General features: G+C 54.7%; 7 protein-coding genes. All 7 read left to right on the forward strand.

The genetic code is table 11. The annotated features are described in order from the left end of the window. On the forward strand, positions 1–1,004 hold a 1,004-nt coding region (locus HWX36_RS36435), incomplete at its 5' end, for an RHS repeat-associated core domain-containing protein (RefSeq protein ID WP_208457842.1). 96 nt (positions 1,005–1,100) lie between these two features. Continuing rightward, positions 1,101–1,478, forward strand: a complete 378-nt coding sequence (locus tag HWX36_RS36440) for a hypothetical protein (RefSeq protein ID WP_208457843.1) — start codon at positions 1,101–1,103, stop codon at positions 1,476–1,478. A 33-nt stretch (positions 1,479–1,511) separates the two neighbouring features. Then, on the forward strand, positions 1,512–3,452 hold the full coding sequence (locus HWX36_RS36445; RefSeq protein WP_175958539.1) for an RHS repeat-associated core domain-containing protein: 1,941 nt from the start codon (positions 1,512–1,514) through the stop codon (positions 3,450–3,452). Continuing rightward, the gene (locus HWX36_RS36450; RefSeq protein WP_175958540.1) at positions 3,449–3,910 is read left to right on the forward strand and encodes a pentapeptide repeat-containing protein; all 462 of its coding nucleotides are present in this window, start codon (positions 3,449–3,451) and stop codon (positions 3,908–3,910) included. The genes HWX36_RS36445 and HWX36_RS36450 overlap by 4 nt, the downstream gene beginning before the upstream one ends. Before the next feature lie 161 nt (positions 3,911–4,071). Further along, the gene (locus HWX36_RS37730) at positions 4,072–4,980 is read left to right on the forward strand and encodes a NucA/NucB deoxyribonuclease domain-containing protein (RefSeq protein ID WP_208457844.1); all 909 of its coding nucleotides are present in this window, start codon (positions 4,072–4,074) and stop codon (positions 4,978–4,980) included. Between the two features lie 27 nt (positions 4,981–5,007). Continuing rightward, a complete protein-coding gene (locus tag HWX36_RS36465; RefSeq protein WP_175958541.1) occupies positions 5,008–5,568 on the forward strand; it encodes a hypothetical protein in 561 nt (186 codons plus the stop codon). Positions 5,569–5,681: 113 nt separating this feature from the next. Further along, positions 5,682–5,837, forward strand: coding sequence for a hypothetical protein (locus HWX36_RS36470; RefSeq protein WP_175958542.1), 156 nt, complete (start codon positions 5,682–5,684; stop codon positions 5,835–5,837). Positions 5,838–6,313 lie beyond the last annotated feature (476 nt).

The following is a 6,313-nucleotide window of genomic DNA, read 5'->3' on the forward strand; positions in this document are numbered from 1 at the left end:
TGAAGACGGCAAGCCGTTCGGGCACGAGCGCGGCATTGACGTACGACCCGGAAGGTCGACTGGTCAAGACGAGTATCAATGGCGTCGATACGGCGTTGTTGTACGACGGTCAGAAGCTGGTGGGTGAATACGACGGCGGCGGCAAGCTGGTGCGGCGTTACGTGTTTGGTCCCGGGATTGATGAACCGCTGGTGCAGTATGAAGGGGCGGGTACGGCGGCGAAGAGCTGGCTGTATGCGAACCAGCAGGGCAGTGTGGTGGCGCTGGCGAATGGCAGCGGCGCGACGACGAGCAGCCAGGCGTATGGGCCGTTCGGGGAGACGAATGGGACGCTGGCGTCGCGGTTCGGTTATACGGGGCAGCAGTATCTGGCGCCGTTGGAGCTGTATTACTACAAGGCGCGGATGTACTCGCCGGGGTTGGGGCGGTTCCTGCAGACGGATCCGATCGGGTATAAGGATGATCTGAACTGGTATGCGTATGTTGGGAACAATCCGATCAATCTGACGGATCCGAGCGGTGAAGCGGCAGTTACGGAAGTTGTAAAAGCGATTATTAAGACGTTTAAGCCGGGGCCGCATGCCGGGGATGGCGTAGCGGCGACAGGAACTCGCGTGACCAAGGCGGAAAGAGAAGCACTTGCAAGGCAGGGGGATCCTTGCCATATCTGCGGCACTAAGGATTTTGGAACTAAATCGGGCTTGCCTGTGGGAGATCATATTAATCCTACGTCATTGGCTGCTCCTGGCGAAGCCCAGCGGCTTTATCCGAGTTGCTTGACTTGCTCTAATGCCCAAGGAGGGATTTTGTCGGCCGTTGCAAGAGCGAAAAACACAGTGGCAGGTGTTGCAGGGGCGGTAGCTTCGACTGCGGCGAATGCAGCAGCAGCATTGTGGAACGACGTAAAAAACGATCCGATTGGGTTCGTCTCGTGGCCGCTTTCGTCGAATTCTTTGGGCGATGGAATGTTGTCTGGAATGAAAAAGAGTGGGTCTGGATTCTAGAATTAGATGATTGGATAAAATTATTTTTTCGTTAAATGAAATAAATATTTTCCCCGCCGCTTGTGGCGGGGTATCTCGACTTGATGGAGGTTGATCGTGACGACGGATGAATGGTCTGCATTGCAAAATTTGCAAAGAGAGACCTGTGCTATATATGGTCTCTCTGAGGTGGGGCCTGAGGGGATGGTTGCGGTCGCTTTCGAAACGCTCGGTAAATTCCCAGTGCATGGGGAGCGAGTGATGTTGGCAGAGGGGGAGAAAATAAGTTGGTATTTTTATTGTGGAAATTCGTCCGCGCAAGATCGTAAGTTCAAACCAATTCATACGGAGCATTTGGGTGATGTGCTTCCGAGTGCGATTAAATTTCTTAGAATGCCGCCTGGATCCGGTTTCATGATTGATTCCTCTGGGAATGAGGAGGTTTGGGTGGAAAAGGATGGGGGAATTGAGGTGATGAAGATCGAAAAAGATTGATTTCATGGATGAATAAGAGCCTTTGATGGGGGCATGCGCAAGGCAGTGGGTACGGGTCTGGAGCAGACGTACGTGAGCTATGCGTACAACCCGAACGGGACGGTGGCGACGACGACCGACGCGAAGGGCAATACGACGGTCAACCTGTACGACGGTCACGATCGGCTTTACCGGACGCACTACCCGCTGGAAGGTCGTCCTGGGATGGGCAACGCGAACGACTTCGAGCAGTACGCGTGGGATGGGAACGGCAATCTGGTCACGCAGCGCAAGCGTGACGGCCAGACGGTATCGCAGACGTTCGATGCGTTGAATCGCGTGAGTACACGGACGTTCCCTGGAGGCGTGGGTAACGTTCAGTACAGCTATGACTTGCGCGGCCTGAAGACGGCATCGCAGTACAGCGATGGCGGCCAGACGGTGACGAACAGCTACGACGGGTTGGGTCAACTGACGCAGACGAGCGCGGCGGGCCGGACGCTGAGCTACCGCTACGACGCGGCGGGCAACGTGACGGATGTTGCATGGCCGGATGGTTTCCATGTAGGGATCGCGTATGACGGCTATGGCCGGCCGTCGCAGTTGCTGGAGAACGGCACGACGAGCCTGGCGAAGTACAGCTACGACGCGCTGAACCGTCGCACGCGTGTGGAGCTGGGCAATGGCACGCGCACGGAATACGCGTATGACAACCAGGGTTGGCTGTCGACGCAGAATCACCGCTTCACGAGCAGCGCGGAGGACTGGCTGTCGAGCTTTACGCGTAACCGGTTGGGGGACGTCAAGCAGTCGAGCGTGTCGAACAACCGGTACGGGTGGGTGCCTGTGGCGGTGTCGAATACGTACGCGACGAACGCGCTGAACCAGTACACGGGGGTAGCCGGGAAGGCGGTGAGATATGACCGCAACGGCAACCTGACGAGCGACGGGGCGTGGACGTATACGTATGACCTGGATAACCGGCTGAAGACGGCAAGCCGTTCGGGCACGAGCGCGGCATTGACGTACGACCCGGAAGGTCGACTGGTCAAGACGAGTATCAATGGCGTCGATACGGCATTGTTGTACGACGGTCAGAAGCTGGTGGGTGAATACGACGGCGGCGGCAAGCTGGTGCGGCGTTACGTGTTTGGTCCCGGGATTGATGAACCGCTGGTGCAGTATGAAGGGGCGGGTACGGCGGCGAAGAGCTGGCTGTATGCGAACCAGCAGGGCAGTGTGGTGGCGCTGGCGAATGGCAGCGGCGCGACGACGAGCAGCCAGGCGTATGGGCCGTTCGGGGAGACGAATGGGACGCTGGCGTCGCGGTTCGGTTATACGGGGCAGCAGTATCTGGCGCCGTTGGAGCTGTATTACTACAAGGCGCGGATGTACTCGCCGGGGTTGGGGCGGTTCCTGCAGACGGATCCGATCGGGTATAAGGATGATCTGAACTGGTATGCGTATGTTGGGAACAATCCGATCAACCTTGCCGATCCGACAGGGATGGAGGGGTGCTCAAGTAGCAACCTGACGCAAACAATAGGAAATTGGTGGAACGCGTCCGTCGCCGGATTCAAGTCCGATGGAGTGGTTGAATCTGCCTCACGGATCTTGGATGGACTTCCGGCTGGCGCCGCAGCAGTGGGTGCGCTTGGTGTCGTCAAGGGGATGGGGGCAGCGAAGAAGGGAGTTGCTGTTACTGATGATGCGATTCGTGCCGCTCTGAAGGGCTCCGAACTGAAGACCGCCCAAGGTGCCATTTCAAAGCCTGCAGTTGAAAACTATGTTCGCCGCCTGGAGGCTGGTGAAGTTGCACCCGCAATCAAGGTCGATGGTAAGGTTATCGTCGACGGCAATCATCGATACGTTGCGGGAAGGCTTGTGGGTAGAGAGCCAGCTCAAACGGCCGGCACCCTTTCTCCTGGCCAAGCTGGAAGAACTCAACCTGTACAGAACCTAAAAATTGATCCTAGTGATTGGGGTAATCGATGATTTTTATTGTTTGTCAAACCGGCGTTACTGTTGAGATTGACGCGCAGACGCTTCGTGGTGCGAAGTTAAACGGCTTAAATCTTCATCGAGCGATATTCGAAGGGCAGGATCTTACCGATACTGTTTTCGTAGACGCAGATCTGCGTGGGGCTCTTTTCACAGGGGCAATCTTGAAGCAGGCCAAGTTCGAGCGCGCAAAGATGATGAATGCTGCACTGGATATAGCCAATCTAGAAGGCGCCATTCTAGTTGATTCCAAGCTGATTGGGGCGGATTTTTCCGGTGCCAATTTGCGCGATGCAAATCTCAACGGTGCGGACGTCGGGTTTGCTAGCTTTAGAGGCGCGGACCTCAGGGGGGCAAACATGATCTGCACACGAATAGCTGATGCCGATTTTGAAGGAGCTCTATTTGATGATCAGACTGTTTTTCCTGGCGGATTTTCTCCACCAATCTGAACTGGTATGCGTATGTCGGGAACAATCCGGTCAACCTGACTGATCCGAGTGGGCTTACGGCGGCGTCGGCCAAGGCGTTTAATAACTCGACGCTGGGGAGTGCGACCGCGTTTGAGTTCAGTCGTGCGGAGTTCGCGAGTGGGCCGAGCTATTAAACGGCTATGGCTCCATTTGAGACTGCCCAAAACGCTGGAAAACCCTCAGCTCTGGCAATTGATCGAGTTGGGGCGGCGGCAAATCGGCGAAACTCGCCGAGAGGTACTAATCGTGTACCAGGTAGGGACCGGGACGAGTATCCGCCAGCGATGTTTAAGGAAGAAGGAGTAGGGGCGTCTGTTCGTCCTATCAGTCCGGCGGATAATCGTGGAGCTGGATCATGTATTGGCGCCCAATGTCGAGGGTTGCCAAACGGTACACAAGTCAACATACGTATAACGGATTGGCAAATGGGAAAATTTCTAGAAAAGCTGGTAGATATTGGGAGTGCTTCATTGTCTTTAACGCTGCCACGGGAGGAGCTTGGCATGATTGGGGCAGTATCGAAAGATTTGCTCGCGTTGCTTGAGCGAAAAAACGGGTTCTATGCGTTTGAGTCGGCGCTCCACGTTTTGCCGTCCCATTCCATTGGTGACGAGATTGGTGTGGTCGAGTGGAATGCTCCAGACCTCTGGGTTGGCGCATACCAAGACTTGGCGGAGGGCGCTGTGTTCTTTGCGGAAGATATTTTTGGTGGTCAGTTTTGTATTAGAGCGGATGGTGTGTATTCGTTTGATCCGGAAACTGCCAATTTTGAGCATCTGGCGCATGATTTGGAGGGGTGGGCGAAACTCATTCTGGAAGATTGTGAGTATATAACGGGGTATCCATTGGCCCATGAGTGGCAAAAATCTGAAGGGATGTTGACGCTTGGTGCGCGACTTGTGCCAAAGATACCATTTGTGACCGGGGGGAATTTTTCCGTAGATAATTTATATGCCGCGAATGCGGTAGAGGCTATGCGGATTCGGGCGAATTTGGCTATCCAGATTAAGGGGTTGCCTGATGGTGAAAAAAATACAGTGGAAAATTGATGATTAATTTCTGGGGTGGCAGTTTGGGTGATCAAGAATTTTATTAAACATATGCAGTTGCTGGAGAACGGCACGACGAGCCTGGCGAAATACAGCTACGGAGTGGTCAATGAGGAATTGAAAATGAGCATGCGATCATATCCGGAAGGTGTCGATTGTGTCTGGTTGGCATCTGATTGTGAAGGAAATATAGGTGCATTCATTACTGCGGGGTGTGGGCCAATTCCTGAAGTAACATTTGATTTTGAACGTATTAATATCGATGATATTGAAGGCCGGCTTTGTGAGCTGCCGATTGTTTCGAGGGCTCAACTTCTCGTGTCAGTCAAGCGGCCCGATGATTTTGTCGATTTGGCCGAGCGAGGTTTGTTTGTTTTTGATTGGACGGATATTGAGCGATCCGAACAGTCGGCTTTGCGTGCATATGAGTTGGTGGCAATTCCGACTAATCCAATTTCTGATATTTCATTGCTATATGCCCCCGATTTGGCGGAATTGGCAAAGGCTGTGTCGCTTGAAGAGATGAATTTTTCTTCCCAAAAAGTGGTGGACATTTCCTCGTATGTGAGCTGCATAGAGGCAGGATAATTTAGTCATAGAGAGTTGTTCTGACGCGTGCCATGTGCGGGCGTCGTTGTTGAGGGTGCCAAGCACGGAGAACGCTTAACTCGGGGAGAGAACTACGCGAGGCGAAGCTTGACATGACCGACGCGAACGACCGCCTCCAAGACGTTGTGAGTGCGCAGAAGATCCTCGGTGACGCATACGACGGGAACGACAATCAGATTGGCGCGATCGATCCTGTCGTCCTGTCGGTTTTGCGACGCGTTTTGAGTATGGCCGGCCCGGACGGATGACGGCGTGTAACTGAGCTTCCTGACGGTCGACCGGCTTTACCGTACGAGCTACCCGCTGGAAGGCCGCACGGGCATGGGCAACGCGAGCGACTTCGGGTAGTACACGTGGGACACGAATGTAATTTGGTCGCGAAGCGCAAAAGTGGCTTCTCGGCGATCGCAAAGGTGCTCTTCAAACCTGCGTTTCTGGCGGTCAGCAACTTGCCGGGAGACGCGACCCGACCGCCGAGCACTTCCGGCAATTTTCGCGGACCCTTGAATCACTGGCCAATCAGGTTGACGCAGAGACGGATGGCCGGATGGTTTCCACGTAGGGATCGCGTACGACGGCTATGGCCGGCCGTCGCAGTTGCTGGAGAACGGCACGACGAGCCTGGCGAAATACAGCTACGACGCGCTGAACCGTCGCACGCGTGTGGAGCTGGGCAATGGCACGCGCACGGAATACGCGTATGACAACCAGGGTTGGCTGTCGA

This window comes from Burkholderia sp. BCC0405, from assembly GCF_902833075.1.
GTDB lineage: Bacteria > Pseudomonadota > Gammaproteobacteria > Burkholderiales > Burkholderiaceae > Burkholderia.

Excerpts from the sequence above, each read along its gene's own strand:
- HWX36_RS36445 (WP_175958539.1), top strand. The coding sequence starts at position 1,512 with ATGCGCAAGGCAGTGGGTACGGGTCTGGAGCAGACGTACGTGAGCTAT.
- HWX36_RS36450 (WP_175958540.1), top strand. The coding sequence starts at position 3,449 with ATGATTTTTATTGTTTGTCAAACCGGCGTTACTGTTGAGATTGACGCG.
- HWX36_RS37730 (WP_208457844.1), top strand. The coding sequence starts at position 4,072 with ATGGCTCCATTTGAGACTGCCCAAAACGCTGGAAAACCCTCAGCTCTG.
- HWX36_RS36470 (WP_175958542.1), top strand. The coding sequence starts at position 5,682 with ATGACCGACGCGAACGACCGCCTCCAAGACGTTGTGAGTGCGCAGAAG.